This window comes from Paraburkholderia phytofirmans PsJN (assembly GCF_000020125.1).
Lineage (GTDB): Bacteria > Pseudomonadota > Gammaproteobacteria > Burkholderiales > Burkholderiaceae > Paraburkholderia > Paraburkholderia phytofirmans.
On the sequence record NC_010676.1, the window covers coordinates 23,271 to 49,055 of the forward strand.

The following is a 25,785-nucleotide window of genomic DNA, read 5'->3' on the forward strand; positions in this document are numbered from 1 at the left end:
GCGCGGACAGGGGGCATGCGACGCGACGCGATGTGATGCGATGACCGATGCGCCGATCGAAGTACGCGACGACACACCGCTGGCATTTCTCGGCTTCACCGCCACGCCGCATATCTTTACGGTGCTGGCCATCGTCGAACTGATCGCCGATCAGTTGCCCAAACCCCTAGCCATACCGTGCCGATGCAACTCGGCGCGCGTCTCGTGCTTGGCGGCTTCAGGGGTGACGCGTCGGCGCGGTGCCGATCGTCATGGCGTTGCGTTGATGTATTTCAGAAAGATGTGACGGGACGCATCTCATCTCGTTGCGTCCCGTCTCACTGAAGCGAAGCAGTTCGACCGGCTTAGCTAGCCCGTGCGATGCGCGAACCGGCGGGCGTCTGCGGTGCGGACAGCGCACCTGTAACCGGAGTGGCGGGAATCAGCTTGCCGCGCATCAGCAAGCTCAACGTCTTCACCGCCAGAATCGCGATGATCACGTTCGCCGCGATGAACAGAACCGGCGCGGCGTATTCAACCGGACCCGTCGCGCCTCGTTCGACCATCCGGAGCGCCATCGTCGGCAGGGCGGCGACGCCAAAGCTGAAGGCCCAGTAAGCCGGCGTGAAGGCCTGTTGGCGAATCCACGGCAGCAAACGCAGGAGCAGCAGAGCCTGGTACAAGCCATAACCAAGCAGAATCATGGCGAACAGGTCAGGCGTGCCGCTGCTCAGACTGAGATAAGTCACCCCGCCCACCACCGGCGGTGCAAGCTGGATGCCCAGCACCGGGCGCAATGCGTCGGGCAGCGGTTCATGCACGGCGGCGCGGTGCAGGACCAACGATTCAATCGCGAGCCAGGACAGCAAACCTACGCCGAAAAAGAGTTCGCCCAGTTGGTGAAAGCCGAAGGCGGCCGAAGCGGTGCCCGCCACGAAGCTCGCGCCCACCGTCGGCAGATAGATGGCGGGCGTCACCAGTTCGGGCTTGCGGCCGCCTTGCCAGAGCCGTCCATGCAAATACATGCCAAGAGCGAGTTGCGCGACCACGGCGACGCCGTACAGCGCGAGCGCCAAGGTGTGTGCGTAAGGTTGCAGAAGCTGGGCAGCGAGCAGGCTCGAAATAGGAGCCAGCGCCGCGAACGACGATTGCACCGGATGCTGTATTTCCGCGCGGGCTTCGTCGGCACGTGTCAGCCATTTTTGCCCGTAGGCCACTAGAATCACGAGCCACACGGCGAGCGCGGCTACCGTTATCGCGTCGCCTGCCAGGGCGGGCAAATGCCAGAGCCTGATCGCCACGCGCCACAAATTGGCGAACGCCAGCGCGCCCACCGCGATCCCGAAGAAAGCAACTGGAATCGTGCCACGATTGCTGTTCATCACCGACCCTCCGAAAGTTGCGTCGCGCTCCGTTGTTCCGGCTCCGCGCGATCGATGACCTACTTTAAAAGGCGGCGGCTAAACGCTGAATGCTGGGCGCGCTCAACAAATCGCGCGATCGTCTCAAGATGCGGTGTGCCGCGTTCGGCGGGCGTGTGCGCCGGGGTTGTCACGCGAGTTTCGGATTCCGCGCGGAATCAGCGGTAAAGCGCCCGCGGCGGGTATGACAGCCCGGCGTCATGGCGTAAAATTTCCGCTTCCCTATGAAGTAACGCCATCCATGCCAACGCCCGCGGACAAATCGAACACGAAGGAAAGCGAAGGTGTTGCCGTCATCGATCGTGCTTGCGCCATCCTGTTCGCCTTCCGGCCGGACGATTACGCGCTCACGCTCGCCGAACTGGCGGCGCGCACGGGGCTTTACAAGAGCACGTTGTTGCGGCTCGCGGGCTCGTTGATCCAGCATCGCCTGCTGCTGCGTCTCGACGACGGCCGCTATCAGCTCGGCTCCGCCACCTTCATGCTGGGCGCGTTGTACCAACGCAGCCTGAACCTCGGCGATATTGTCGTGCCGCTCATGCGCGAGCTCGCGGAAACCAGCGGCGAAAGCGTGTCGTTCTACGTGCGTGACGAGGCGGTGCGGGTGTGTCTGCATCGGGTGGATTCGAGGCATGCGGTGCGTTTTCACGTGCGCGAAGGCGACGTGCTGCCGCTGGAAAGCGGCTCGGGCGGCCTTGCATTGCTCGCGTTCGGCGGCATGCCGGGCGCGCCGTACGAGAAGATTCGCGAGGACTTCTACTGTGTGTCGATCGGCGAACGCGACCGGGAGACGGCGGGTATTTCCATGCCGGTATTCGGCGTGCGGCAGAGCCTGCGTGGCGTGCTGACGCTGGCCGGCCCGAGCTCGCGTATCGACCAGGCGTTTCTCGAACGCAATCTCGGCGCGCTATTCGATTGCGCGGCACGCGCCACCGACGCCTTGGGTGGCGATTCGCGCGCCATGCGCAACGCGCAGCGGCGTGCGGCCGAAGTTCAGGACAAGTAGTTCAGGGCCTGCCGTTCAGCGCAAGCGGCTTAAGGCAAATGCCGCTCGGGTTTGCCGGTGTACGTGTAGGCCATCTGGCGCGGCATCGGACCTTTGTTGCGCTCCTTGCGTCCGCGTTGTTCCCATGCATGCGACAGAATGCCGACCGCGCGCGACAGGCAGAACACGCCGCGCGCCAGCTCGGGCGCAAAACCGAGTTCGGCGTAGATCACGGCGGTGGCCCCGTCGATATTCATCGGCACGGGCTTGCTCTTGCGGCTCATCAGCAGCGCTTCTATGCCGCGCGCGATCACGGCATAGCGTCCGCTTATACGCTCCGCACGCACGTTCTCGTCCACCAGCGCCAGGAGCCGCGGCGCACGCGGATCGACCGGATGAAACCGATGCCCGAAGCCCGGCAGATATTTGCCGTGCGCCGCGATGAACGCATCCACCCCTTGTTCGACGGCGTGTTCCAACGTGGCGCCCGCTTGCATGCGGACGTCGATCGCGTCATACAGTTCGACCGCCTGCTGGCCCGCGCCGCCGTGCACGTCGTCTAACGCGTTGATTGCCGAGGCCATCGCGCCGTTCAGCGGCAAGCCGCAACTGGTCGCCATCCGCGAGATGGCAATCGACGGCGCATGCGGCCCATGATCCACCGACGACACCAACGCCGCTTCGAACAGCCGCGCCTGCTCGGTGTCGGGCAATTCGCCGCGCAGCATCAGCCAGATCATCTGAGGAAAGCTGATGTTGCCGATCAACTCCTGAATCGGGAAACCGCGCACGTTGATCGAGCCCGGATGAATGTCGATGATCGAGGTGCTCCAGTAGTCGGCAGCGAGCTTTGCTGCATCGAATGCTTGCGTCATGTTCAGACCACTCCTTCGGCGCGTAGTTGATCGATGTGTGCGTCGTCGTAACCGAGCGCGGCGAGTTGTTCGCGTGTGTGGGCCGAGAGAACCGGTGCGGGCGTGCCCGGTGCCGTGTCCGCGTCGTGCAGACGAAAACCGGCGCGGGTCACGCGCTGGCGTTCCGTGGTGGCATCCGCGGCGAATTCGCGAATGAAGCCGCGCGACTCCAGATGCGGATGCGCGAGAATCTCCGGCACCGACATCACGCGGCCGGCCGGTACGCCGGCTTCAAAGAAACGCGCTTCCCAGTTCGCAGCGCTGTCGCGCGCGAGTGCCGCTTCGATTTCCGCTTTCAACGCGGCGCGATTCATCTTGCGCGCGTTGCGCTCGGAAAAACGCGGATCGTCGAGCAGATCCGCTCGGCCGATCAACTGACACAAGCTCACGAACTGTTTGTTTTCGTTAGCGGCGATATTGAGCGGGCCGTCGCCGGTTTTGAAAGTGCCCGACGGCGCGGCCGTGAAGTTTTCGTTGCCCATCGGCGTTGGCGTAACGCCTGCGTTCAGGAAGTTCGAAACGACCCAGCCCATGGTCGCGAGCGTGGCTTCGAGCATCGACACATCGAGCATGCGGCCATGTCCCGTGGCGCGCGCATCGAGTAACGCGGCGCAAATACCGAACGCCGCCGTGAGACCGCCCACCGTGTCCGACACCGGATAGCCGACGCGCAACGGTGCGCTGTCGGCGTCGCCGGTCACGCTCATCACGCCGGAGATGCCCTGAATGATCTGATCGTAGGCAGGCCGCTTTGAAAACTCGCCGTCCATGCCGAAGCCGGAGATCGCGCAATACACGAGCTTCGGATTGACCTCGCGCAGCGCCTCGAAATCGAGGCCGAGCCGTGTCATCACACCGGGCCGGAAGTTTTCGACCAGCACGTCCGCGGTTTTGACGAGCTCGCGCAGAATCGCCTTGCCGCGCGGGTCTTTCAGATTGAGCGTGACCGACTGCTTACCCGCGTTCACGGCGACGAACGAGGCGCCCATGTTGCGCGCCGACGCGTCCTTGTCGGCGCCAAGACGCCGCGCCAGATCGCCGCCTTCCGGATGCTCGACCTTGATCACTTCGGCGCCGAGCAGCGCGAGTTGATACGCGCAAAACGGCCCGGCCAATACATTCGATAAGTCCAGTACGCGGACTCCAGCCAACGGCAGCGTCATGTTCAAAACCTCTTGTTCAAAATGCGATTCAATGCAGTTCTTCAGTGCGAAATCTCGTCGAGATTGCGATGGTTGGTCCGTGGCCCGAAGATGCCGATCGCGCCCATCACCATCACCATCGACGCACTGATCAACGCGAACACGCCGCTCACGCCGAAGTGACGCAGCGCGAACGCGATCATGAAGCCGGAGAACATCGCGGAGAGACGCGACATCGAGTAGACGAAGCCGACGGCGCGCGCCCGCAAACGCGTGGGGAAGAGTTCGGTTTGATACGCGTGATAGCCGACCGAAAGCAGCGTGCCGCTCAGCGTGATCAGCACGCCAAGCGTCATCAGCATGGCGGGCGAGGTTTGCATCGCGAACAGGCTGCCGAACACGGCGATGCCGAGCGCCGACAGCACGATCAACGTCTTCCGTTCGATGCGGTCCGCGATCGCCATGCCGATCAGCGGCCCGAACGGATTCGAAGCAGCGATCACGAACGAGTACAGCAGACTGTGCGTGATCGTCACGCCTTTGGAGACGAGGAGCGTCGGCACCCATGAGGCGAAGCCGTAAAAGCCGATCGCCTGGAACAGATTGAAGACGAGCATCGTGATCGCGCGTTTGCGATACGGCGGCTGCCAGATTTCACGGAAGGCAGCCTTGGTGGTCGCCGGTTCGACAGTCGGTACCGCGGGCGGCAGAGGCTTGCCGTATTGTGCGGCGACTTTCGCTTCCAACGCCTGCAGCACCTGCTCGGCTTCGGCGGCGCGGCCTTGTTGAGCGAGCCAGCGCGGGCTTTCCGGCAAGCGCCGGCGAATCGCCCACACCACCACCGCGCCCAACGCGCCGATGATCACGACCCAGCGCCAGCCGTCGAGTCCGAACGGCGTGCGCGGCACCAGCCACCACGCGAGAAACGCAACCGACGGCACAGCGGTGTACTGCACCAGATGCACGAACGCAAAAGCACGGCCGCGCAGATGTTTAGGCACGAGTTCGCTGACGTAGGTATCGATCGTCACCAGTTCGACGCCCACGCCGATGCCGGCGATCAGGCGCCACAGATTGATGGCGGGCGCCGTGCTTTGCAGCGCCATGATGAGCGTCGCGGCGGAGTACCACAGCAGCGACACGGTGAACACGGTCTTGCGGCCGTAGCGGTCGGCCATGCCCGCCAGAAAGAACGTGCCGATGAAGAGCCCGGCAAACGACGCCGCCACGAATGCGCCGAGTCCGGACACGCCGAAGAACGACGCGGTGGTCGTCGAGTAAACCCCGCTTTTGACGAGGCCCGGGCCGACGTACGCCGTGAAGAACAGATCGTAGAACTCGAACCAGCCGCCGATCGACAGCAGGAGCACCAGCATCCACACCGCGCGCGTCGCGGGCAGGCGGTCGATGCGCGCGTTGACGCCGGGCGTGAGCGCCGGCGCGCCGGCGCTTGAGTGGGGCGACGCGCCGGACGCGTCGATCGGCAGGCTTGCCATGGAATTCCTCCTTCGAGTGTCTCTCGCCAACGTCGTTCTGTTGAATAGAACGACGTTCTGTTTAATGGGTGTGCCGAGAGTAGTCGGTGTGGCAACTACCAGGAATTCGGGGTTTTACCTAGAAAGAGGAATGAGCGTTTGCGGATGGGCGTTCGCGCCGGTCCACCGCACGGGCGTTCCGGCGCTCCTACTTCGCTTTATCTTTTTACGCGCCCATACGTTGAAGCATGGTCAGCAAGGCATCGAATGAAAGCGGCTTACGCGCATATTCAATGCGGGGATTCGGCTGCACGGGGATATCCGCGGCTGCGCTGCACAGGATGATTGGAATGGCGCGCAGATCTGAATCGGCATTCAGCTCCGCGCACAATTGCAGCCCCGACATGACCGGCATCATGCAGTCCGACACGATGATGTCGGGCCGGGTATTGCGTATCTGTTCGAGCGCGGCGGCCCCGTTCGACGCCGTCAGCACGGTATAGCCGTGCCGCTCCAGCAGCAGCCGCCAGACTGTCAGGATGTCGAACTCATCGTCCACGACCAGAATGGTTTTCATGGTCGGCTAGGTATTTCGTCGCGGCTGAAGTGTGGCCGACAGGCCGGCCGGCGCATGCAGGCTGGCAGCACTCGCCGGATTTTCGATGACATCGAGGCCTTGAGACGAAATCACGAGCTCGCGCAAGGAAGTGTCGTGGGCGCTTTCACGCTGCTTGACCACGGAAATCATGCGCCGCAGACCCGTGTCCGTTTCGGCGTAACGCAGCAGCACCAGGTTTTCCGTCAGCGCCGAAACGCGCACGCTCCGCGCGTGGCCCGGATCGGCGTAAAGCGGCAGCTCTTCGGTCAGCAACGTGGTGATGCAGGCTTCGCGAAGCTGGTGCAGCAGCGCATTCAGGAACAAGCCGAAGCGTTCGGTACGCAACGCGGAATCGCGAAACCCTTCCACGCCGTCGATGACAATGCGCGACGCGCCGATCTTCTTGACCGTGGCGAGCGCGGTGGCCGCCAGCTCGTCGACGGCCAGTTCGATGGCCGGTTGCCATTGAATCACGAGCCGGCCGTCCTGATACGCGTTTGCGAGTCCGATCGACACGGCCTCGGCTTTGCCGATCAGACGTTGCGGTCCTTCGTAAAAGCCGAGGTACAGGCAGCGTTCGCCGCGCGCGACGCCGGCCGCGAGAAACTGCAGACACAGGAGAGTCTTGCCGACGCCCGACGGCCCGACCAGCGTAGTCGTGGAGCCTTGCGCAAAGCCGCCGCCCAGCAGGCCGTCCAGATGCGGCAGGGCGAAGCCGAGCCGCGTTTTCAGATCCACTGGACCGGCTTGCGCGGCACATTGCGCCTCGAGGCGCGGGAACATCAAGAGCCCGCTTTCGGCGATGCGGAAGAAATGCTTGCCCATCAGATGATTGCGCGCGCGCATCTTGTGGACTTCGATTTCGCGCGCGCGGCGCATGCCGTCGCTGTAGCGGTTCAGTTCGATCAGGCCGTCGACGAGCGTATGTTCCGGATGCGGTTCGTTGCCGGACAGCGGCGCGAGCAGCAAGGTCGTGCAATCCATGGCCGCGACCAGCGCATTCAACTCGTGGATGAACTTGGACAGCGACAGCTCGGTCTCGCTGAATTCACGCGCGCTCCGAAAGCCGTCGATGATCATCAGGCTCGGACGGTAATCGTAAATGCTCGAGGCAATCAGCTTGAGGAAGCCATCCAGGCCGTCCTTCATCAGCTCGTGATAGCCGGACACGAACAGCATCTGCTGGGCGACCGCCTTCTCATCGAAGAAACTCAGACCCTTGAGATGGCCTAGCAGCTTGTCGTGCGATTCGGCGATCAAGGTCATGTACAACACCTTCTCGCCCTGGCTTACACGATGAAAACCAATCTGGCTCGACAGGATCGTCTTGCCGGCGCCGGCCATGCCCTCCAGCAGATACACGCCGCCGCGGACCAAACCTCCGCCCAGGATCTCGTCGAGACCGGGGACACCCGTTTCCACGTTGGATCGGGAAGACGTCTGAGATTCGTGGTTAGTCATTGTCGAAGAGTCGTTCAAAGTGCGCAGAAGCGATGGCTCGCACAGGAGCCGTCTATTGCTCAAACTATCATTGCAGCAATTCGTGTTCCCGCTCCGGGCGGCGACGCTGCGCGTCGGCATGAGATGCAGGGGATTCTACCGGGGGGCGAGGCGCTTGGCGAACCGCAAATTGGACATGCGGTGCGAGACGCGCGGGCAGAGCGTTGCCGACCGCCGGATGGCGGTCAATTTTCAACGCAATGCAAGGAAGGGAGAGGAAAGAACGGGGCCGCGCCTCGTGCACGCGATAGTACAAAGGTACATTGCATGCGCGAGGCGGGTACGGCAAAGCGGGCCGGGAGCCCGCCCTTGACTCAGCTACAAGCGAAACTACTCGCGGCGCTGACGTCGCCGCCCTGATAGCGCGCCACCTTCGGATACGGGCAAAGCGGCCGCGTGCGTCCCGCGCCCCAGCCTGTGGGCACGTCGGAGTTCGGTGTGACATTGCTCGCGTCGCGCGCAGTGGCGACCACGCTGTCCGGCGCCTTGCCCTGTTCGACCCATGCGACGAGCGGCGTGAGCATGTCGAACTGGTCGGTGCTCGGCCCGCCGCTGCAGTGGTTCATGCCGGCAATCGTGTAAAGGCGCGCGAAGTTCGACGCGTCGCCGCTATTGGCTGCCGTGAGCCGCTGATACCAGTCGGTCGTGTCGTTCGATGAAAACACCGGGTCGCTCGTGCCGTGATAGACCATCAGCTTTGCCCCGCGCTGCTTCAACGCGCTCAGATTGGTTTCGTCGGGCGGCGTCATGAATGACCAGGCAGACTCGCTGTACGCGCCGCTGGTCGCGAAGATCTTCGGCGCGTCGGTGTCCATGCTGAAGTTCAGCGCGTACGCGGACAACTGGCTCAGCACGGCAGCGGTTTGCGGCGGCGTGGTGAACGTGAAGGCAGCGGCGGCCGGGTCGAGCGTGATCGAGTTGGCCTGCTTCCATGCGGACCAGCCCGGGCCGAGTCCGGCGTCGTAGGGGAAGCTTGCATAGAGGGCCGTGCCCGCGCTGTTGCGCGCGCCGGAGAACACATTGCCGACGGCGTCTTTCTGCGCGCTCGTCAGACACGTGCCGTCGCGGACGTTGTTCGTGCAGGTCGGCACGTCGGTAGCAAGGCTGAAGTTTGCCTGGCATGCCTTGATATCCTGAATGAGGCCGTCTGTCGCACCGTCGAGTGCATCGCACTTTGACAGTATTTTCGACGCCACCATTTGACGTTCCGTCGCGGTGAAGCCGGTCGTGATATCGGGCAGGCCGTTCGAGGTCGTCGCGGTCGCCACTTTCGCGAGCTGCTGCGCGCTCCACATTTCGCCGACGGCCGCCTTCGGCAGATGAAAGCCCGGGTCGCCCGCAATGATGCCGTCATACTCCGCCGATGAGCGTGCCGCCGCGACCAGCGCATGACGTCCACCGTTGGAGCAGCCGTCGAAGTAGCTGCGATCCGGCGCCTTGCCGTACGCGAGCTTGATGACCTGCTTGGCCATCGGCGTGAGCGTGGCGACTGCGTTGTAGCCGTAGTCGATCCGTGCCTGCGGATCGAGACCGAACAGGGGATTTTGCGCCGAGCTGTGCCCCGCGTCCGAGCTGATGACCGCGAAGCCCATGTTGAGCGCGTCGCTGGTGGGACCGCCGCCGCCGATCTCGCCGGTGGCCGTGACCACATTGCCGTCGAGTCCGCCGTTGGGCTGATAGAAGAAACGCCCATTCCATGCAATCGGCAGGCGCATTTCGAAGCCGATCGCGTAGGTCTTGCCGTCCACGCTGCTGACCCGCTGATTCATGCTGCCTTGAATCAGGCAATGTTCGGCGATGGATTTTCCGGCGACTTTCAGCGTGCCTGCCGCGACGTCCGTCACCGTGGTGAAGACGGTGTTGGCGAATGAGAGCTTCGCAGCGAGTGCCGCGCAATTGCCCGCCAGCGTGCCGGGCGTGGCCGCACTCAGTTGCGGCAAGGCGGATGAATTGGCGCCGGTGTTGGCGGCGCTGCCGAGATCGTTGCCGCCGCACGCGGCGAGTGTGAGCGTAGCAGCCGCCGCGAGCGCGATAGAGGTGCACTTCATGCCATGTCTCCTAGAACGAATGACGAATGCCGACCATCGCGCCGGTCTGGCCGGTGCCTGCCGTGGGCGTCGTGCCGCCGCCGCCGCCGCTGACCGAGTAGTGCGCCTTCGCGCTATTGGCAAGGTACGAGCCTTGGGCGTAGACAGCGGTGCGCTTCGAAAGCAGATAGGTGGTGCGCAGCGTGCCCATCGTGGCGCGCGTGTCGTGCTCGCTATTGGTGATGTGATACACCTCGCCGTCGACGATGAAAGCGGGCGTCACGTTGTACGACGCGGCCACGAAGAACAGATTGGAGCGCACGCTGGCAATCGTGTCCGCGCCCGGTTCGACGCGACGGTTGAGCCATCCCAGGCCGAGCTTGGCCTTGCCGAGGTTCGCGTAGGCGCTCACATGCGTGCGGATGTCCTTGTCGGCGGCGCGGGTGAGCGGAGTCGGCGCGATGCCGTCGAAGAAATTCGCCGCCGCGGTGCTGCCGCCGCGCTGCTCTTCATACGATGCCGCGACGCCGAAGAGCGGCGCGTCGTACTTCAGCATGACGGACCATTCGCGGCATTGAGTGGCCTGTCCGGCGACCGATCCCGTACACGTGCCTTGGCCCGGCGAATTGCCGGTGCCGGCCGAGTCGCGGCCGAACGAGTAGTTCGCGCCGAGCGTGACGCCCGCATAGCTGCCGAGGTAGACCACCGAGTTGTCGGCGCGGGCATTCGGCACGTAAGCGTCGAGCGAGCCCAGACCGTAGATGTCTGGGCCGATCAGATCCGCGCCCATCAGCGCGAGGTACGTCATCGTGTATTGGCGGCCGAACGAGACCGTACCGTACGGACTCTTGATGCCAACGAACGCCTGACGCCCGAACAGCCGGCCGCCCTGGCCGAGATCGCCGGCGCGCACGTTGAAGCCGCTTTCCAGCGTGAAGACCGCGCTATAGCCTCCGCCCAGGTCTTCATTGCCGCGCAGTCCCCAGCGCGAAGGCAGTTCGCCCGTGACCGACGGCATGCGGAACACGCTCTTGCCCGCGGCGTTCGCGTGCGAAACGTATTCGATGCCGGTATCGATAATGCCGTAGAGCGTCACGCTCGATTGGGCCGCTGCGGCGCCGCTGACCGCGCACAATGCGCCGCAGAGTAATAGACGTGCGGATGCTTGCATGAAGGGTGTCTCCGAACCGTTGAATGAATCTGTGTGTTGTTGTTGGGTTTTGTGCGGACGTTCAGTCGTCGGCGCGCGGGCGGCGCAGCAGGAGCAGCGCGGCGGCTGCCGCGATCAGCGTGACGGGAATGCTCGCGCCGATCACGGTCGACGAACTGCGCCCCATCGCCAGCAATTGACCTGCGGCGAGCGGCCCGACTACCGAGCCGATACGGCCCACCGCCACCGCCGCGCCGACACCAGTGCCGCGCATGGCGGTCGGATAGAACGCTGCGGAAAGCGCGTACAGCACCGATTGGCCGCCGATCACGAACATCCCCGCGAAGAAAGCAGAAGCCGCGAGCGCGCCGAAGCCGTGCGCCGTCGAAAGCGTCGCGAGCGAAGCGATGATCCCGACATACATGCCGGCCACCACCACGCCCGAGCGCATGCGATCCATCAACATGCCAATGCACAACGCGCCGATGCCGCCACCAATGTTGAAAAAGATCTGCACGTAGCCGACTTGCGCGCGCGTCAGCCCGCTCGCGGCCATCAACGAGGGCAGCCAGTTGAGCAGAAAGTAGAGGACGATCAGCGTGCAGAAGTAGCTGACCCAGATCTGCACGGTGGAGAGACCACGCGTGCCGCCGAACAGGATTTCGCCGACGGGCGCGGGCTTGACTTGTCCATCGCGCGATGCTTTGGTGAACGCCTTCGAATCCGCGAGGAATACGAGCAGCAGCGGCACCAGCACGAGCGGTCCCGCACCGCCGACATAGAAAATGTGACGCCACTCGGTGTCGCCCGCACTCAACACGCCGATCACCGACGCAATCACGCCGCCGAACGGAATGCCGCAATACATCACGCTCACCGCGGTGCCACGCGAGCGCGGTTCCACCGCTTCCGACGACAACGCGATCAGATTCGGCAATGCACCGCCGAGTCCGATACCTGTCAGCACGCGCACGATCACGAGCGTGTGAAAGTCGCTCACCAGCGCGGTCATGATCGACAGCAGGCCGAACAGGCAAGCGGATATCACCAGCACGCGCTTGCGGCCGATGCGGTCGGCGAGCCGTCCGCCGAACATCGCGCCGGGCAGCAAGCCGAAAGTGCCGGCGCTGAACGCGAGTCCCATTTGCGCGACCGAAAGACCAAACTCGCGCGCCATGCGCGGTGCGGCGACGCCGACCGACTGCAGGTCGAGTCCTTCGAGCAGAGCGATGGCAAAGCACAATCCGAGGGTGACGAAGGCGCCTGTCCGGCTCGACGCTGCCGGGACCGTGGTGGCTTCGGTCGAGTTCAATGTTCCGGCTCTTTTCACGTTAGTGATCCTTATTAAATGGCGTGGTTTTCCGGTTTCGCTGAAAGGCAGCAGATGCCAAGCCGCCGTCCTGCGCGACGGACGGATTCGGCAAGCGGGCGTCAGATCATCGTCGAGGCCGCGATGGAATGCCCGGCAGCAGCGCAGCGAACACCGCCGCGCGCGACGCATCGTTTCGATGGCCAGACGACGGTGCATTTGCTTCGAGGCGATGCGGCGCGTCTCCACACGCTGCATCGTGGACTGGATTTAATATCAGGTAGGCTGATAACACAAGCGCAAATTGTTCGGTGAAAACACCTAGCAATCCTGCGGCGCGACGCGAGCGGATCTAGCCGCGCAGATTACGAACGAAAGTTTCGAGGTGGGTTTGGACTGCGCCGGCGGCGTCGAGCTCGATGCCTTCCATCATTTGCTTTTCGATGGTCTTGACGGCCTGCTCGCAATCGCGCAACACGGCGCGCCCTTCATCCGTGAGTTGCAGCAGCACGATGCGGCCGTGCCTCGGATCCGGTTCGCGGCTCACCCAGTTGCGGGCGGCCATCGCGTTCATCACTTCATTGGCCGATTGCGGCGTGATGAACGAACGCTCGGCGACCTGCGCATTGGACGCCTGTCCTTTGGCTTCGAGCACGGAAAGCGCGGTGAATTGGGCGAGCGTCAGGCCGAGCGGCGCGAGCGCTTCGGTCATGCGGCGCCGCAGGATGCGGTCGAGACTGCCGATCACATAGGTCAGGCGCAGGCTCGAACGGCGAGTGCGCGTGGCGGCGGGCTCGGCAGGCGTATTTTGATTTTTGCTCATCATGGACAGGAGGTTCGGTCTATCCCGCATCTTAGCGCGCCTCGACGCGATTTCCGCCGCTAGGGGTTTGCACCGAGCGCGTGAATTTTCACTTTACATATCAGGCAGCCTGATATTAAATGTGTTCATCAGGCCGCCGTCGCGGCCAACGTTCACGGAGAAAACAGATGAGTTATGAAGGCCGTTGGAAAACCGTCAAGGTCGATGTCGCGGAAGGAATCGCATGGGTTTCGTTCAATCGGCCCGAGAAGCGCAATGCCATGAGCCCGACGCTGAACAAGGAAATGATCGAGGTGCTCGAAGCCGTCGAACTCGACGCCGAAGCGCAGGTTCTGGTGCTCACGGGCGAAGGCGATGCGTGGACTGCCGGCATGGACCTGAAGGAATACTTCCGCGAAGTCGACGCCGGCCCCGAGATCCTGCAGGAAAAGATTCGCCGCGACGCGTGCCGCTGGCAATGGCAACTGCTGCGCATGTACTCGAAGCCGACCATCGCAATGGTCAACGGCTGGTGCTTCGGCGGCGGCTTCTCGCCGCTGGTGGCATGCGACCTGGCGATCGCCGCCGACGAAGCCACCTTCGGCCTGTCCGAAATCAACTGGGGCATTCCGCCGGGCAATCTGGTGAGCAAGGCAATGGCCGATACCGTCGGGCATCGTCAGGCGCTGTATTACATCATGACGGGCGAGACCTTCACCGGTCAGGAAGCGGCGCAGATGGGCCTCGTCAACAAGAGCGTGCCGCGTGCCGAACTGCGCGAGGCGACGCGCGCGCTCGCCGGCAAACTGCTCGAGAAGAATCCGGTGGTGTTGCGCGCCGCCAAACATGGATTCAAGCGTTGCCGCGAACTGACGTGGGATCAGAACGAAGACTACCTGTACGCCAAGCTCGATCAGGCGCAACTGCGCGATCCGGAAGGCGGCCGCGAACAGGGCCTCAAGCAGTTCCTCGACGACAAGGCGATCAAGCCGGGTCTGCAAACGTATAAGCGCTGACCGGCCGCATCGGCGTGAATTTCAATTCGCGCAGACTACGGCGAGCGATGCAGCGAGACAGACAGCGAGGAGACGACAGACATGCATGAAGTGACTCTATTGATTGGCGGCGAAAGCCGAGGTGCAGCGGACGGCAAGACCTTCGAGCGGATCAATCCCGCGAGCGGTCAGGCTGCATCGCGTGCGGCAGCGGCCACGCTGGCCGACGCCGACGCCGCGGTCGAAGCGGCGTCGCGGGCCTTTCCCGCCTGGTCGGCGCTGGCGCCGACCAGGCGCCGCAAGCGGCTGCTGGCGGCAGCGGATCTGATGGACGCCCGCACCGCGCAGTTCATCGAAACCGGCGTCGCCGAAACCGGCGCGATGCCGAACTGGTACGGCTTCAACGTCATGCTGGCCGCCAACATGCTGCGCGAAGCCGCGGCCATGACCACGCAGATCGACGGCGATGTGATTCCGTCCGACGTGCCGGGCAGTCTCGCGATGGCGGTGCGTCAGCCATGCGGCGTAGTGCTCGGCATGGCGCCGTGGAACGCGCCGGTGATCCTCGGCACGCGGGCCATTGCCATGCCGCTCGCGTGCGGCAACACGGTGGTGCTCAAGGCATCCGAAGGTTGTCCGGGCGTGCATCGGTTGATCGGCAGCGTGCTGCAGGAAGCCGGTCTCGGCGACGGCGTCGTCAACGTGATCACGCATTCCGCTGAAGATGCGCCGGCGATCGTCGAGCGGCTGATCGCGCATCCGGCGGTACGTCGCGTGAATTTCACGGGTTCGACGCGAGTGGGGCGCATTGTCGCGCAACATGCGGCGTCGCATCTGAAGCCGGCGCTGCTGGAACTCGGCGGCAAGGCGCCGGTGGTCGTGCTCGACGACGCCGATCTGGAGGCGGCGGTTGCAGGCATCGCGTTCGGCGCGTTTTTCAACCAGGGGCAGATTTGCATGTCGACGGAGCGCGTGATCGTCGACCGGAAGATCGCCGATGCCTTGGTGGAAAAGCTCGCGGCAAAGGCGCGCACTTTGAAAGCGGGCGACCCTGCCGCGGCGGATTCCGTGCTCGGCGTGCTTGAAAGCGCAGCTGCGGCGCAACGCATCAAGGCGTTGATCGAAGATGCGTACGAGAAGGGCGCCAAATTGCCGGTCGGCTGTACGGCCGAAGGCGCCGCGATGCAGCCGGTGATCGTCGACGGCATCACGCCTGCCATGAAGCTGTATGCGGAAGAATCGTTCGGGCCGGTGGTCACGGTGCAGCGCGTGGACGGCGACGAAGAAGCGATTCGAATCGCCAACGACAGCGAGTACGGACTCTCGGCGGCGGTATTCAGCCGCGACGTGTCGCGAGCGTTGAACGTGGCGAAGCGTATCGAATCGGGTATCTGCCATATCAACGGTCCGACCGTGCACGACGAGGCGCAGATGCCGTTCGGCGGTGTGAAGAAAAGCGGTTACGGGCGATTCGGCAGTAAGGCGTCGATTGCAGAGTTCACGGATCTGCGTTGGATCACGATTCAAACCGGACCCCGGCATTATCCGATCTGAGCGTTGCGATCGCGCTTTTCATACAGGAGACAGGCTTTGCATTCCGAGCCGATACAACCGAACACCCCCGATGCGCCAATGCGCTACCGGGCGACGACGATCGGCGCTTCATCGTTGCGCACGCAACGGCAAGGCGACACGTGGTATTTGCGCGCGGCCGAACCGCTCGGCGCGCATCCGCAGCGTATGACCGACCGGCTCGTGAGCGGCGCGCGGGCGCATCCCGAGCGATGGCTGGCGGCGCGTCGCGGCAGCGATGGTCAATGGATCGGCCTGAGCTACGCGAAGGCGTTGCAAAGCGCGCGCGCAATCGGCCAGGCGCTGCTCGCACGCGGTCTGTCCGCTGAACGGCCCTTGGCGATTCTGTCGGGCAACGATCTCGAACATCTGCAACTCGCGCTCGGCGCGATGTGGGCGGGCGTTCCTTATGCCGCGATTTCGCCCGCCTATGCGCTTGCTTCCGGCGACTTCGGCAAGCTGCGTCATACGATCGATTTGCTGACACCTGGTCTCGTGTTTGCAAGCGTTTACGATTCGTTCGCCAAGGCGATCGACGCAACCGTATCCTTCGATGTCGAAGTGGTGGCCGCGAAATTGCCGCGAGAACAGCCGGCGGCACGCAACGTGACTGCGTTCGACGAACTGCTGAACACAACGCCCACCACCGTCGACACCGTTCACGCCACGGTGAGCCCGGACGCAATCGCCAAATTTCTTTTCACCTCCGGCTCGACCAAGTTGCCGAAGGCAGTGCCTACCACGCACCGCATGCTGTGCAGCAACCAGCAGATGCTGCTCGAAACGTTTCCCGAGTTCGCAAAGGAACCGCCGGTGCTGGTCGACTGGCTGCCCTGGAACCACACGTTCGGCGGCAGCCATAACGTGGGTATCGCGCTCTACAACGGCGGCACGCTCTATATCGACGACGGCAAACCGGTCAACGGCAAATTCGAGGAAACACTGCGCAATCTGCGTGAAATCGCGCCCACCATCTACTTCAACGTGCCGAAGGGTTGGGAGGAACTGGCGATTGCGCTGGAACGTGACGAGCAATTGCGCGAGACATTCTTCTCGCGGGTGAAGGTGTATTTCTTCGCAGGCGCCGGCTTGTCGCAAGCAGCGTGGGACCGGCTCGAACGCGTCACTGAAACATATTGCGGCGAGCGCATACGCATCATGGCCGGACTCGGCATGACGGAGACGTCGCCTTCGTGTCTGTTCACCACGGGTCCGATCATGCGCGCGGGCTATGTGGGCTTGCCCGCGCCCGGCTGCGAAGTCAAGCTCGCGCCGGTCGGCGACAAGCTCGAGGCGCGTTATCGCGGGCCACACGTCATGGCCGGATACTGGCGCGCCGACACAGCGGAGTTGCACAACGCGTTCGACGAAGAAGGCTACTTCCGCAGCGGCGACGCCTTGCGCTTTGTCGATGCGACGCGACCGGAACTCGGATTGCTGTTCGACGGGCGTATCGCGGAGGACTTCAAGCTGAGTTCGGGCACGTTCGTGAGCGTCGGTCCGATGCGGGCGCGCGTAATCTCTGAAGGGGCGCCGTATGTGCAGGACGTGGTAGTCGCCGGTATGAATCGCGACGATGTGGGCCTGCTGGTCTTTCCGCGCATCGACGATTGCAGGCGGCTAGCTCGCTTGCCCGCCTCGGCGAGCGCGCGAGAAGTCGTCGCAGCACCCGCCGTGCGCGCGCACTTCACTGCATTGCTCGACACGCTCAATCGCAGCGCCACGGGCGGCGCGACGACCATCGCGCGTCTGCGGCTCATGGACGTTGCGCCGTCGCTCGATCTCGGCGAGATCACCGACAAAGGCTCGATCAATCAACGCGCTGTGTTGATGCATCGTGCGGCGCTCGTCGAGGCGATGTATGACGTGGCGCAGCGCGATCCCGCGGTGATTGTCGCGAGCGCATGCGGCGCGACGTGACGTGATGTGCGCGCCGCGGAATCAAACACGGAACGGTAGATGAATCTCGATCAACTCGTCGCAATCGACACTCACGTGCACGCGGAGGTTTCGTGCTGCCAGCCGCCGGATCTGTTTGGCAAGGAATTCGACGATGCCGCCGACAAGTACTTCGGCACCGTGCTGAAACTCGGCCGGCGGCCGACGATTCCCGAAACCATCGAACACTACCGCGTGCGCAAGATCGGCTTTGTGATGTTCACCGTGGATTGCGAAGCGAACCTCGGGCGGCGCCGCATTCCGAACGAGGAGATTGCCGAATTCGCGCAGAAAAACAGCGACATCATGATCGCTTTTGCCAGCATCGATCCGCACAAGGGCAAGATGGGGGTGCGCGAAGCGCGTAAGCTGATCGAAGAATACGGTGTGCGTGGTTTCAAGTTTCATCCCACGATGCAGGCCTTTTTTGCCAACGACCGGCTGGCGTATCCGCTGTACGAGCTGATCGCCGAACATCGGCTCACGGCGGTTTTTCATAGCGGCCATTCCGGCATGGGATCGGGCATGCGAGGCGGCGGCGGGCTGCGCCTGAAGTACTCGGAGCCGATTCATCTCGACGACGTCGCGGCGGATTTCCCCGACATGAACATCGTGATCGCGCATCCGTCGTGGCCGTGGCAGGAGCAGGCGTTATCGATCGCCTTGCATAAGCCCAATGTCTATATCGACTTGTCCGGCTGGTCGCCGAAGTATTTCTCGCCCGAGTTGATTCGCTACGCCAACACGGTGCTGAAGCGCAAGATGCTGTTCGGTTCGGATTTTCCGCTGATTCAACCGGACCGCTGGCTGGAGGATTTCGCGCAAGTTGGTTTCAGGGAAGAGGTGCAGCCATTGATTCTCAAGCAGAACGCCATCGGCCTGCTGGGACTTCAACAAGCTGCTTGAGCGGCGCGGGAGTGGTGGTAGGGCTGATGGGGCGGGACAGGTCCGCCGCGCACGGCAGAGGCGCTTCGCCGTATACAATTCGGCAGCGCCTGATTTTTTGCCCGTTTTTTGCCCGCTTCCTGCACAACTCCGACCTGATCCCATCCATGCCGAATCCGACCCGGGCCTTCCTTCTCGGCCCGCTCCTGAAAGGCGTTTCACGCTCCTTCTATCTCACCCTGCGCGTGCTGCCCGTCGGGATGCGCGATCCGATCGGACTCGCTTACCTGCTGGCGCGCGCGGCCGACACGATCGCCGACACCTCGCTGATCTCGCCGGAACAACGCCTTGCCTTGCTGCTGTCACTGCGCGCTCAGGTGAACGGCGCAACAGACGACGTGGCGCTATTCCAGCGCATGGCCGCGGAAGTGGCGGGGCAGCAGGACCAGTCGGACGAGAAAGTGCTGCTCGAATCGCTCGGCCCCGCGCTCGATGTGTTGTCGCAACTGAGCGAATCGGATCGTAAGGCTGTCCGCGAGATCGTTTCGACGCTGACCGAAGGCATGGAGTTCGATCTTCGCACCTTCCCCGACGAACGTTCCGGTCAGATCGCGGCGCTACGCGAATACGACGAACTCGACCGCTACACGTACCTCGTGGCGGGCTGCGTCGGCGAATTCTGGACCACGATGACCTACGCGCACATGCCCGGCACGCTGAAGGAGCGGCCCGAGACGATGGCACGGCGCGGCGTGCGCTTCGGCAAGGCGCTGCAGATGACCAACGTGCTGCGCGATTGCGGCAAGGATCTGCGGATCGGCCGCTGTTATCTGCCGCAGACCTTGCTCGACCGATATGGTCTAAGCGTGCAGGATTTGTTGGTGCCGGCTAATTCGGTGCGTGCCCGGCCGCTGATGCTCGAGCTTTTGCGCACGACCCTCGATCATTTCCGTGACGCCCTCGATTACACGTTGGCGATTCCTGCGTTCTCCGTGCGTTTGCGGCTCGCCTGTTTGTGGCCGATTCTGATTGGTCTGGAGACGCTGCTCCTGCTCGTGGACAACGCTGCCTGGCTCGATCCGCAGAAAGTGTCGAAAGTGCGGCGTAATAGGGTGTATCAGATCATCGCGTCGTCGCTGTTGCTGGTGCCTTCGAATGGACTGGTGCGCAACGCCATTGAACAGCGAATCAGGCAAATCGAAGCCCGCCTTTGAGCGTCACGAGCAAGCAGAGCTGATTTAATCTGCATCATGGAATAGCCATCGATCGGGAAACCCCTAGGACCGTGTATTCCTGGTTCGCGTTAGTCTCTTCCAAAGAGGAGGCGAACCATGAGACAAGCGTTCAATATTGCCGTAGTGCTGTTGCTCGGCTATCTGATGGCAGATAGAGCGCTGATGCGCGCGCAAGCGGGCGAGATGGGGACAATAACGTGTCACCAGGGCGCGGAGATGGTCAAATCGAACGCGCTGAAAAAAGGCTTCGGAGACATCGGGGCAAGCAGCCAAGGCGAGAATTTTCTATCGAGCTGTCTCGTCACCGGGCGCGGTCAAGTGGGCGATCTCATCGCGCGAGACTGACGCGCGTCGCCGGCCCATTATCTGAAATCGGCCTTGGTCTGCCAATGCGGGCCCCGTTCCGATGCTGACAAAGGCGTTGCAGAACGGCGGCGCCAATAAAAAGCGCCCGGACCGTTGAGGGTCCAGGCGAAGCCATCGGGAGCCCGATGACGGAGGTAACCAATGGACAACTGGCCCGCGATCGGAGAGATACCGGTCGCGGGCCAGTTTGCTTTGAATCATCGCGCACCGGTTACTGATGCGCAGGCGGTTGATCGTCGCACAAGAAGAATTCGTGCTTGCTCAACTCGCCGGACAACTAGTTACGGTCCGGTTACGCGCTGATTACCGCGCGGCTAGTGCTTAGTGACCGAAATAAACCGACTGCGGACCATTCGCAGGAACCGGGCGGCCTGCTTGAGAAGCGCCGCTCACCGTGCCACCGTAACCACTTTCCGCTGCCTGTGCGGTGCCGTTTTCACGAGCGACGCGAGCTTGTGCGGCCTGAATGTCAGCTGGGTAGTACGGATCGGCGAGGCCGGGTTGATAGCCTGCTTTTTCGAGTTGAATCAGTTCGGCGCGCACTTGGGCGCGGGTCACGGGCTGGTTGGACTGCGCAAACGAAGCAACAGGAGCGGCCAGCACAGCAGCGATAACAACAGCTTGAATGAGCGATTTCATGATGAACTACCTCCAATTCGGTTTTTATCTTGCTACGAACGTTGTTGTTCGTATTCAGTGATTGCATTGTAGTTTTGCGACCTGGAGAGAGTAACCACCGTTTAAGGTAATGTTTGTTGCCGAATTTGAGACAAACAACGGATTCCGGAGGCGAGATACGCGCGGCGCAGCACGCGTCGAGCCGTTGTCTCGTCGCGTGTTGCGTCTCGTCAGTGAACGAATCGTCATCAACTGCCCGAGAAAATCGGACCTTGTCCACCCGGTGTAAATTGCTGGAATGCCTCGCTGTGCGACGGAGCCTGCGCCGCTTGTGGCCGCGCCGCTGAAGCGGTGGCTGGCTCGCGTAGCGTGAGCGCGCTGTCCGGGGTGATGGGCACGCTGGGCTTGGCGAGCAGTTCGGTCTTTCGCATCGATCCCACCGACGTGCCGAAGTAATAGCCGATGATGCTGATCCACGCCGTACCCAAAGCACCGACGATCACGTTGACGAGATCCTTGTTCGTGCCCGGCAGCGGCTGGAAGGCCATGAGCAGCAGAATGCCGAAGAAGCCGGCGGTGACCGCCATCGCAAGGACTTTGGGCACCCAGTCCTTATTGCTGATTCCCATTGCGCGCGCGTCGGCCCGATCGGCGGCCTGGATGCGCGCCATATCGCTTTCATGCGCGAGGCTCGCCTGGGCGGCCGTGACCATCAACTGTTGCAACTGCAACGAGTTCGCACTCTCGGCTTGCCGCACCTTCTCGAGTGCGCTGGGATCGTTCAACGCAAGTTCCACGACGCCCGGATCGCTCGGCGTGCCGAGCGCATGCGAAATGATCGCGGCGGCGGCGGTCACGCCCACGCCGATCGGACCACCCACGAGGCCGGCGAGAAGCGGTGCGCTGCTGCCGATGTTCGAGGCTACTTTAGACCAGTCCATCATGCTGCTCCCAGGAGAAGATTAGCGGCCATTCTTTCGGTCCATCCACGGCTGAAATTGGGCCATGCGTGCAGGTTGCGCAGGTAACGCAAGCGATAGGCGGCGAAGCGCATGACAAACTTCAGCGCGTCCGCATTTTTCACCGCATCGAGTGTGTCCGGGCCGAACTTGCCGTCTTCTTTCGCACCGGAAGCTTTTTGCATCCACAACACCACCAGGCCGCCGTTGTAATTGGCGTCAAAGATCTGGAAGGCAACGCGCGGGTCGAGTTCGTCCAGATGCAGCGGGTCCCAGTACTTCTGTTTGGCGATCTGTCTGGCGGTATCCAGCGGCAGGTCTTTCATGGCGCCGGCATAGCCCGCGCTGCGTGCCACGCGCGCCGTGACTCCCCACATGGTTTCACCGCCAGGGTCGTGCGGATTGAAGGAGTAACCGCCTTCACTGCCAATCAGAGCTCTGAACGCATCTTCGAAATTGTCCATCGAACATCTCCTCTTCAACCAGGTGTATTACTGCAACGGGTAAGTGCTGCGGGACTAAGCTATCTGCACGGCCGGTATTCGTTACGCGGTTTGCAACGCAAGCGGGGCGGGTGGATTCGAAACGGGCCTGACTCCGTCATCGGGCTTCGACGCGTCTGGGCGGTTGCCTCCCTGCGCCGCTCTGGCAAGCCGCGCCAGATGACTCTCGCGCACCGACAAAGTCCCCGCATCGAGTTGCAACGCCTGAGCGAATTTGCGCGAGGCGCCGGACCGATCGCCTTTGCGATCCAGTGCCCGGCCCCATTCCGCGTAAGAGGGCGCGAGATCCGGGCGTAGCGCGACGGCGCGCGAGAGCTTTTCGATTGCTTCGTCATAGCGGCCGACGGTGACGAGCGCTTCGCCCCAATCGTGCAGGTTGTCGACCGAGTCGGGCTTCATCTTGTCGGCCTGCTTGAATGCATCGAGCGCTTCGGAATAGCGATTCGCATGCAATAGCACGTCGCCGAGAAGACGCAGATTTTCCGCCGTCTTCGATTTCTCGCGTGCGCCGGCTCGCAAGGCATCGAGTGCGTCGTCGATGCGATGCTGCTGTTCGAGTGCAATGCCAAGGCTTGCGTGCAGCACCGCTGAATGCTGGTACACGGTCAACGCTTCGCGAGTCTGCTGCTCGGCCTCTTTGGACAGCCCCTGATTGGCAAGCAGCCACGCTTTGCCGGCGAGCGCCCATTCGCCTTGCTCAGAGGCGGGCAGTGCGAGCACTTCGTCGTAGATCGCGACGATCTCGCCGTAGTCGCAGTGCGCGAGGGAACACTTGGTTTTCTGCACTTGCGAGTAGAGATGACTGGCGAGAATATTCGGCTCCGCAAGACGCATGGCTTTGACTGCAATGTCGTGCACGAACTTTTCCAGATCGCGTCCTTCGAACGACACCGTGCTTTCGCGGGAATTAAACGGACCGCCTTCAATCTGCACATGCGCCACATAGGAGTCCGCGCTGTCGTTAACCTTCGTGATGCCGACATGAACGGCCACGTCCGTGCGTTTGATGACGCCTTTAATGAAGCGCACGGTGGTTGCATACGACATCTCCTGACCGGGGATCTGAATGTCCGGTTGTGCGTCGTTGTCCGTCAGGGTGTCGTGCGGAATCGACTCGGCGTCCTGACCGATCGCTCGCATAGAAGACATGATGCGTTCCGCGAGAAAATTCGATGTATAACCGCGTTCCACCAGCGACTGCGGCGTTTCGACGGGCGGCACCAGCAATTGCCGCGTGAGTACGCCGCGCACGACGAGGCAGAAAAAACCTATGGTGAGCACCGCGAACACCCACGGCAAAACATACGGCCACAATTGTTTCGGGCCTCGTACGATGAAGCCGGCGGTCTGCAACCCGAACGGCACGAATCCCGCCGGGAAGTCGCGCTTTGCCATACGACGCTTTGAACGGGCATCCGCGCAAAAAGGCCGGCTTTGCCAATTCACTGGCCGACGTTGGCTCTGCACACTCGACATGACGCACCTCGATTTCAACGGATGTTGGTAAGAGCACGACTGGGTGACGTCTATTACGCATCGACCGTGCCATTGCGCACAGTGCCTTATACGACGGGCGTGTAGGGAACTGCGGTACAGGCAAGTGCGCAATTGTGTTGCGTGGAGGCCAACGAATGTTGCGCGTGAGTTTGCCGGCGGGAGACAGGCGGCGGGGAGAAGGCGGGAAATGAGGTGTTTCGATCGGACACCGTATCTGTCCTGTCGGGCGACGGGACAAATACGGCGTCATGCATGCAACAAAAACCGGCAGAGAATTATTCGACTACGCGCCGGCTTCCGTGCCACGGCGCAGTTCAGTTGCCTCCCTTGAATAGCTCTTGCAAGCGCGCTGATTCGCCGCTTTTCTGCGATTGGACGAGCTGCTGGTAGACGTCCGCGCGCGTGAGTCCTTGTGCTTTTAACGGGCCGCCGGACATCGATGTTGTGGAGGGTTGGCCGCCCACCGCGTCGGCCGCTGCCGGCTGAGCTTGCGCCGTACTCTCCGTGGCAGCGTCCTGAGCGTGCGCTTGCCATGTGAACGCGCAAAGCAATCCGCCTGCGATGATCAGAGCCTTCTTCATGTCCCTCTCCTTCAAACTCCTGGCGCCGCCCTCGCGGCACCACATTGCGGAAGTTCCGCCAGGATTGCACGCGAGAAATGCGGACAATCAGGCGGGACACAGGGCGGAGACAATCACCGGCTTCCTTGTCGAATTCCGCGCAGCGCACCAGAGAGGTGCGTTATCGAAATACTTCGTATTGCAAGGAAAGGTGCGCGCTGAGGCTTTATTGTTCGGCGACGATTCAGAGAGTCGGACTTGCCTCCACCATGTCAAGGAGACGGACGGGTCGCATTCAAATTCAAGTGTTAATCAGCCATCCTGAATGCGCGGAGGGCTCGTTGTTTAAAAAAATCCAACCGGGTTAATTTGGCCTTACTGGTGTCTTTCATTTGGCCGAAAAAGAAAATGCCGTTCAGTCTGTGACTGAACGGCATTCTTTTCAACGTGACCTGCTACGCGGCTAATGGAGCTTGCTCAAACCGCAGTCGGCCGCCACTTCAACAGCCGCTGTTCGACCGCGGTCAACAGATAGTCCGCTGCCAGTGCGACGACGGCCAACACAATCATCGCGGCGAACACCCCGCTTGCGTTAAACGCGCCTTGCGCAGTCGAGATCAACAGTCCGATACCTTGCTTTGAGCCGAGGAACTCGCCCACCACCGCACCGACCAGCGCGAATCCGAAGCTCACGTGCAAGCTCGCGAGAATCCAGCTCAATGCCGACGGGATCACCACCGAGGTTGTCACCTGACGGCGCGACGCGCCGAGAATCTGCGCATTCGCGATCATGAAGCGATCGGCTTCACGCACGCCCTGGAAAGCGTTAGCGAACACGACGAAGAACACCATCACCACCGCCAGCGCCACCTTCGACGCCATGCCCAAACCCAGCGCAATCACGAACACCGAACCGAGCACCACACGCGGAATCGAGTTGGCGATTTTGATGTAGAGACTGAAGACGTCGGAGAGCAGCTTGTTGCGCCCGAGCACGATGCCGCAGAACACACCGGCGACCGAACCGATAATGAAGCCGAGCCCGGTTTCTTCGAGCGTGACCCACACTTGCGTCAGCAGCGGACCTTGCGAGGTGCCGTTCACGAACCAGTCGATGATCTGGTCGAAAATCGCGCTCGGCATCGAGAAGAAGAACGGGTCGATCCACTTCAGGCGCGCGGACAGTTCCCACCCGCCGAGTACGACCACCAGCACGACGATACGCAGCGAGATCACTAGCGCGTGACGCTGCCGGATGCGTTTTTGCGCTACACGTTCGACATGGGCGAGCGATGCGGCGTCGATGCCCGAGGGCATCATCTGTTGAGGGGTAGTAGACATATTTGCCGTTCCTT

24 protein-coding genes are annotated in these 25,785 nt (G+C 62.4%); 8 read left to right on the plus strand and 16 right to left on the minus strand.

Annotated elements, in window-relative coordinates:
* Window positions 1–40: 40 nt before the first annotated feature.
* The gene (locus BPHYT_RS39140; protein ID WP_012425912.1) at window positions 41–286 is read left to right on the plus strand and encodes a hypothetical protein; all 246 of its coding nucleotides are present in this window, start codon (window positions 41–43) and stop codon (window positions 284–286) included.
* A gap of 58 nt (window positions 287–344) precedes the next feature.
* On the opposite strand, the gene tehA is transcribed toward BPHYT_RS39140, so the two are convergent.
* Complete coding sequence (gene tehA, locus BPHYT_RS19970; protein WP_012425913.1) at window positions 345–1,361, minus strand: dicarboxylate transporter/tellurite-resistance protein TehA; 1,017 nt, start codon at window positions 1,359–1,361, stop codon at window positions 345–347.
* Between the two features lie 280 nt (window positions 1,362–1,641).
* Between tehA and BPHYT_RS19975 the strand changes: the two genes are divergently transcribed.
* Window positions 1,642–2,406 (plus strand): IclR family transcriptional regulator, encoded by a 765-nt coding sequence (locus BPHYT_RS19975; RefSeq protein WP_012425914.1) that lies wholly within the window; start codon window positions 1,642–1,644, stop codon window positions 2,404–2,406.
* A 29-nt stretch (window positions 2,407–2,435) separates the two neighbouring features.
* Here BPHYT_RS19975 and BPHYT_RS19980 read toward each other — a convergent pair whose 3' ends face one another.
* The 9 genes from BPHYT_RS19980 to BPHYT_RS20020 form a co-directional block, all read right to left on the minus strand.
* A complete protein-coding gene (locus tag BPHYT_RS19980; protein WP_012425915.1) occupies window positions 2,436–3,260 on the minus strand; it encodes a citryl-CoA lyase in 825 nt (274 codons plus the stop codon).
* A 2-nt stretch (window positions 3,261–3,262) separates the two neighbouring features.
* Window positions 3,263–4,462: a CaiB/BaiF CoA transferase family protein gene (locus tag BPHYT_RS19985; RefSeq protein ID WP_012425916.1), complete on the minus strand. Its 1,200-nt coding sequence runs from the start codon at window positions 4,460–4,462 to the stop codon at window positions 3,263–3,265.
* A 41-nt stretch (window positions 4,463–4,503) separates the two neighbouring features.
* Window positions 4,504–5,937 carry an MFS transporter gene (locus tag BPHYT_RS19990; protein WP_012425917.1) on the minus strand — a complete coding sequence of 478 codons (1,434 nt, stop codon included), beginning with the start codon at window positions 5,935–5,937 and terminating at the stop codon, window positions 4,504–4,506.
* A 205-nt stretch (window positions 5,938–6,142) separates the two neighbouring features.
* Window positions 6,143–6,493, minus strand: coding sequence for a response regulator (locus BPHYT_RS19995; protein WP_012425918.1), 351 nt, complete (start codon window positions 6,491–6,493; stop codon window positions 6,143–6,145).
* 6 nt (window positions 6,494–6,499) lie between these two features.
* Window positions 6,500–7,975 carry an ATPase domain-containing protein gene (locus BPHYT_RS20000; protein ID WP_012425919.1) on the minus strand — a complete coding sequence of 492 codons (1,476 nt, stop codon included), beginning with the start codon at window positions 7,973–7,975 and terminating at the stop codon, window positions 6,500–6,502.
* A gap of 353 nt (window positions 7,976–8,328) precedes the next feature.
* Window positions 8,329–10,062: a tannase/feruloyl esterase family alpha/beta hydrolase gene (locus BPHYT_RS20005; RefSeq protein WP_012425920.1), complete on the minus strand. Its 1,734-nt coding sequence runs from the start codon at window positions 10,060–10,062 to the stop codon at window positions 8,329–8,331.
* Between the two features lie 10 nt (window positions 10,063–10,072).
* Complete coding sequence (locus BPHYT_RS20010; RefSeq protein WP_012425921.1) at window positions 10,073–11,212, minus strand: porin; 1,140 nt, start codon at window positions 11,210–11,212, stop codon at window positions 10,073–10,075.
* A 61-nt stretch (window positions 11,213–11,273) separates the two neighbouring features.
* Window positions 11,274–12,503: a 3-(3-hydroxy-phenyl)propionate transporter MhpT gene (gene mhpT, locus BPHYT_RS20015; protein WP_049869432.1), complete on the minus strand. Its 1,230-nt coding sequence runs from the start codon at window positions 12,501–12,503 to the stop codon at window positions 11,274–11,276.
* A 349-nt stretch (window positions 12,504–12,852) separates the two neighbouring features.
* A complete protein-coding gene (locus tag BPHYT_RS20020; protein WP_012425923.1) occupies window positions 12,853–13,353 on the minus strand; it encodes a MarR family winged helix-turn-helix transcriptional regulator in 501 nt (166 codons plus the stop codon).
* A gap of 137 nt (window positions 13,354–13,490) precedes the next feature.
* On the opposite strand from BPHYT_RS20020, the gene BPHYT_RS20025 reads away from it, so the two are divergent.
* The 6 genes from BPHYT_RS20025 to BPHYT_RS20050 all read left to right on the plus strand — a co-directional run bounded on the left by BPHYT_RS20025 (window position 13,491) and on the right by BPHYT_RS20050 (window position 20,272).
* Window positions 13,491–14,318 carry a p-hydroxycinnamoyl CoA hydratase/lyase gene (locus BPHYT_RS20025; protein ID WP_012425924.1) on the plus strand — a complete coding sequence of 276 codons (828 nt, stop codon included), beginning with the start codon at window positions 13,491–13,493 and terminating at the stop codon, window positions 14,316–14,318.
* Window positions 14,319–14,399: 81 nt separating this feature from the next.
* A complete protein-coding gene (locus tag BPHYT_RS20030) occupies window positions 14,400–15,851 on the plus strand; it encodes an aldehyde dehydrogenase (RefSeq protein WP_012425925.1) in 1,452 nt (483 codons plus the stop codon).
* A gap of 78 nt (window positions 15,852–15,929) precedes the next feature.
* The gene (locus BPHYT_RS20035) at window positions 15,930–17,789 is read left to right on the plus strand and encodes a feruloyl-CoA synthase (RefSeq protein WP_049869189.1); all 1,860 of its coding nucleotides are present in this window, start codon (window positions 15,930–15,932) and stop codon (window positions 17,787–17,789) included.
* Between the two features lie 39 nt (window positions 17,790–17,828).
* The gene (locus tag BPHYT_RS20040; RefSeq protein WP_012425927.1) at window positions 17,829–18,713 is read left to right on the plus strand and encodes a 4-hydroxyphenyl-beta-ketoacyl-CoA hydrolase; all 885 of its coding nucleotides are present in this window, start codon (window positions 17,829–17,831) and stop codon (window positions 18,711–18,713) included.
* A 146-nt stretch (window positions 18,714–18,859) separates the two neighbouring features.
* Window positions 18,860–19,906, plus strand: a complete 1,047-nt coding sequence (locus tag BPHYT_RS20045; RefSeq protein ID WP_041759073.1) for a phytoene/squalene synthase family protein — start codon at window positions 18,860–18,862, stop codon at window positions 19,904–19,906.
* Window positions 19,907–20,023: 117 nt separating this feature from the next.
* Window positions 20,024–20,272, plus strand: a complete 249-nt coding sequence (locus BPHYT_RS20050) for a hypothetical protein (protein ID WP_012425929.1) — start codon at window positions 20,024–20,026, stop codon at window positions 20,270–20,272.
* A 342-nt stretch (window positions 20,273–20,614) separates the two neighbouring features.
* Here the strand turns inward: BPHYT_RS20050 and BPHYT_RS20055 are convergent, their stop codons facing one another.
* The 6 genes from BPHYT_RS20055 to BPHYT_RS20080 all read right to left on the minus strand — a co-directional run bounded on the left by BPHYT_RS20055 (window position 20,615) and on the right by BPHYT_RS20080 (window position 25,771).
* Entirely contained in the window at window positions 20,615–20,932 is a 318-nt protein-coding gene (locus BPHYT_RS20055; protein ID WP_012425930.1) for a DUF4148 domain-containing protein, read from the minus strand.
* Between the two features lie 227 nt (window positions 20,933–21,159).
* Window positions 21,160–21,852, minus strand: coding sequence for a hypothetical protein (locus BPHYT_RS20060; RefSeq protein ID WP_012425931.1), 693 nt, complete (start codon window positions 21,850–21,852; stop codon window positions 21,160–21,162).
* Window positions 21,852–22,334, minus strand: coding sequence for a glycoside hydrolase family 108 protein (locus tag BPHYT_RS20065; protein WP_012425932.1), 483 nt, complete (start codon window positions 22,332–22,334; stop codon window positions 21,852–21,854). The genes BPHYT_RS20060 and BPHYT_RS20065 overlap by 1 nt, the downstream gene beginning before the upstream one ends.
* An 81-nt stretch (window positions 22,335–22,415) precedes the next feature.
* A complete protein-coding gene (locus tag BPHYT_RS20070) occupies window positions 22,416–23,849 on the minus strand; it encodes a tetratricopeptide repeat protein (RefSeq protein ID WP_012425933.1) in 1,434 nt (477 codons plus the stop codon).
* A 335-nt stretch (window positions 23,850–24,184) separates the two neighbouring features.
* Window positions 24,185–24,451, minus strand: a complete 267-nt coding sequence (locus BPHYT_RS20075; RefSeq protein ID WP_012425934.1) for a hypothetical protein — start codon at window positions 24,449–24,451, stop codon at window positions 24,185–24,187.
* Window positions 24,452–24,907: 456 nt separating this feature from the next.
* Complete coding sequence (locus tag BPHYT_RS20080) at window positions 24,908–25,771, minus strand: ABC transporter permease (RefSeq protein WP_012425935.1); 864 nt, start codon at window positions 25,769–25,771, stop codon at window positions 24,908–24,910.
* Window positions 25,772–25,785 lie beyond the last annotated feature (14 nt).

What these genes read in the sequence shown, in the direction of transcription:
- BPHYT_RS39140 (WP_012425912.1), top strand. Translation starts at nt 41, where the DNA reads ATGACCGATGCGCCGATCGAAGTACGCGACGACACACCGCTGGCATTT.
- tehA (WP_012425913.1), bottom strand. Translation starts at nt 1,361, where the DNA reads ATGAACAGCAATCGTGGCACGATTCCAGTTGCTTTCTTCGGGATCGCG.
- BPHYT_RS19975 (WP_012425914.1), top strand. Translation starts at nt 1,642, where the DNA reads ATGCCAACGCCCGCGGACAAATCGAACACGAAGGAAAGCGAAGGTGTT.
- BPHYT_RS19980 (WP_012425915.1), bottom strand. Translation starts at nt 3,260, where the DNA reads ATGACGCAAGCATTCGATGCAGCAAAGCTCGCTGCCGACTACTGGAGC.
- BPHYT_RS19985 (WP_012425916.1), bottom strand. Translation starts at nt 4,462, where the DNA reads ATGACGCTGCCGTTGGCTGGAGTCCGCGTACTGGACTTATCGAATGTA.
- BPHYT_RS19990 (WP_012425917.1), bottom strand. Translation starts at nt 5,937, where the DNA reads ATGGCAAGCCTGCCGATCGACGCGTCCGGCGCGTCGCCCCACTCAAGC.
- BPHYT_RS19995 (WP_012425918.1), bottom strand. Translation starts at nt 6,493, where the DNA reads ATGAAAACCATTCTGGTCGTGGACGATGAGTTCGACATCCTGACAGTC.
- BPHYT_RS20000 (WP_012425919.1), bottom strand. Translation starts at nt 7,975, where the DNA reads ATGACTAACCACGAATCTCAGACGTCTTCCCGATCCAACGTGGAAACG.
- BPHYT_RS20005 (WP_012425920.1), bottom strand. Translation starts at nt 10,062, where the DNA reads ATGAAGTGCACCTCTATCGCGCTCGCGGCGGCTGCTACGCTCACACTC.
- BPHYT_RS20010 (WP_012425921.1), bottom strand. Translation starts at nt 11,212, where the DNA reads ATGCAAGCATCCGCACGTCTATTACTCTGCGGCGCATTGTGCGCGGTC.
- BPHYT_RS20020 (WP_012425923.1), bottom strand. Translation starts at nt 13,353, where the DNA reads ATGCGGGATAGACCGAACCTCCTGTCCATGATGAGCAAAAATCAAAAT.
- BPHYT_RS20025 (WP_012425924.1), top strand. Translation starts at nt 13,491, where the DNA reads ATGAGTTATGAAGGCCGTTGGAAAACCGTCAAGGTCGATGTCGCGGAA.
- BPHYT_RS20030 (WP_012425925.1), top strand. Translation starts at nt 14,400, where the DNA reads ATGCATGAAGTGACTCTATTGATTGGCGGCGAAAGCCGAGGTGCAGCG.
- BPHYT_RS20035 (WP_049869189.1), top strand. Translation starts at nt 15,930, where the DNA reads ATGCGCTACCGGGCGACGACGATCGGCGCTTCATCGTTGCGCACGCAA.
- BPHYT_RS20040 (WP_012425927.1), top strand. Translation starts at nt 17,829, where the DNA reads ATGAATCTCGATCAACTCGTCGCAATCGACACTCACGTGCACGCGGAG.
- BPHYT_RS20045 (WP_041759073.1), top strand. Translation starts at nt 18,860, where the DNA reads ATGCCGAATCCGACCCGGGCCTTCCTTCTCGGCCCGCTCCTGAAAGGC.
- BPHYT_RS20050 (WP_012425929.1), top strand. Translation starts at nt 20,024, where the DNA reads ATGAGACAAGCGTTCAATATTGCCGTAGTGCTGTTGCTCGGCTATCTG.
- BPHYT_RS20055 (WP_012425930.1), bottom strand. Translation starts at nt 20,932, where the DNA reads ATGAAATCGCTCATTCAAGCTGTTGTTATCGCTGCTGTGCTGGCCGCT.
- BPHYT_RS20060 (WP_012425931.1), bottom strand. Translation starts at nt 21,852, where the DNA reads ATGGACTGGTCTAAAGTAGCCTCGAACATCGGCAGCAGCGCACCGCTT.
- BPHYT_RS20065 (WP_012425932.1), bottom strand. Translation starts at nt 22,334, where the DNA reads ATGGACAATTTCGAAGATGCGTTCAGAGCTCTGATTGGCAGTGAAGGC.
- BPHYT_RS20070 (WP_012425933.1), bottom strand. Translation starts at nt 23,849, where the DNA reads ATGTCGAGTGTGCAGAGCCAACGTCGGCCAGTGAATTGGCAAAGCCGG.
- BPHYT_RS20075 (WP_012425934.1), bottom strand. Translation starts at nt 24,451, where the DNA reads ATGAAGAAGGCTCTGATCATCGCAGGCGGATTGCTTTGCGCGTTCACA.
- BPHYT_RS20080 (WP_012425935.1), bottom strand. Translation starts at nt 25,771, where the DNA reads ATGTCTACTACCCCTCAACAGATGATGCCCTCGGGCATCGACGCCGCA.